This window comes from Mesorhizobium sp. M0052 (assembly GCF_040323255.1).
Lineage (GTDB): Bacteria > Pseudomonadota > Alphaproteobacteria > Rhizobiales > Rhizobiaceae > Mesorhizobium.
Genome location: NZ_JAMYUS010000061.1, coordinates 1 through 1144 on the forward strand (window position 1 = coordinate 1; position 1144 = coordinate 1144).

2 protein-coding genes are annotated in these 1144 nt (G+C 60.7%); both read right to left on the minus strand.

What is annotated here, in order from left to right; translation table 11 throughout:
* Nucleotides 1-575: IS3 family transposase (locus tag NKJ77_RS32335; protein ID WP_352536387.1), on the minus strand; the 575-nt coding region annotated here is incomplete at its 3' end.
* 96 nt (nucleotides 576-671) lie between these two features.
* The gene (locus NKJ77_RS32340) at nucleotides 672-1100 is read right to left on the minus strand and encodes a helix-turn-helix domain-containing protein (protein ID WP_352536388.1); all 429 of its coding nucleotides are present in this window, start codon (nucleotides 1098-1100) and stop codon (nucleotides 672-674) included.
* Nucleotides 1101-1144: the final 44 nt, after the last annotated feature.

Below are 1144 nucleotides of genomic sequence, written 5' to 3' on the forward strand. Positions count from 1 at the left end.
CTGCGTTGGAATGCCGACATCTGATACTGCCATCCCTGATCGGAATGCAGGATCGGCCTTTCGTTCTCACCAAGCCGGGCGAGGGCTTTGGTCAGCATATTGTCCACCATTTTGAAGCGTGGCCGCCGCGCCGTCTCGAACGCGACGATCTCGCCATTGTAGAGATCCATGACCGGGGACAGATAGAGCTTGTCGCCGGCCAGGCTGAACTCCGTCACGTCGGTCACCCATTTGCGGTTGGCGCGGTCGGCGCCGAACTTGCGCTGCAACAGATCGGGAGCGGTCCGCCCAGCCTCGCCCCTGTAGGAGCGATACTTCTTCGGCCTGACCAGCGACTTCAATCCCATCCCGGCCATCAGGCTCTGGACGGTCTTGTGGTTGACGCGCCGGCCCAACCGGTGCAGTTGCGCAGTCACCCGGCGATAGCCGTAGCGACCCTTGTGGCTGTCGAAGATGGCCTTGATCGCCGCCTTCAGCGCCGCATGGCGGTCCGAGCGCTTCGCTGCTTTCTGTCTGTAATAGAACGTGCTGCGCGCAAGCTTCGCCAGTTCGAGCAGCCCCTCAAGCGGATGCAACGGCCTTAACGCCTGGACGGCTTGCGCTTTTGAGCGCATGTCCCTGCGTTAAGGCCTCCAGTTTTTTTAGGTAGTCGTTCTCCATCCGCAGATGCTTCAGCTCAGCCAGCAGTTCTTCGCGGCTTTTGGCCTCGTCACTGGCTGCAACAGGCACTGCGGGGACGGCGGCTTTGACATGGGTCGTCCTCTGGGACGTGGGCCGAGCGCCTCTATCCCGCCCGCATGATAGCGCTTCTCCCAGCCCGTCAGGCAACTGGCATTGCGGATATTGAACAATGCAGCCGTCTGCCGATACGACAGACCTTCCTCCCACATTCGCTCAAGCACCGACAGCCTGAACGCCGCGTCGTAACGACCGTACTTAGCAGATAGCCTGGCATCGCCATGCGCCTGGTACAACGCAACCCACTTGCGAACAGTGGCCGCATCAACGCCATGCATCGACGCCGCACTCGCGTAGCTCTCATCCCCGCCTAAAGAGCTATCGACAACCGAGCGCTTGAAACTCTCGCCGTGTCTGGACATGCAAAACCCCCGAAGGTTGTGTCCAACTTTCGGGGGTCAGTTCA

Coding starts and splice junctions, on each gene's coding strand:
- NKJ77_RS32340 (WP_352536388.1), bottom strand. CDS start 1,100: ATGTCCAGACACGGCGAGAGTTTCAAGCGCTCGGTTGTCGATAGCTCT.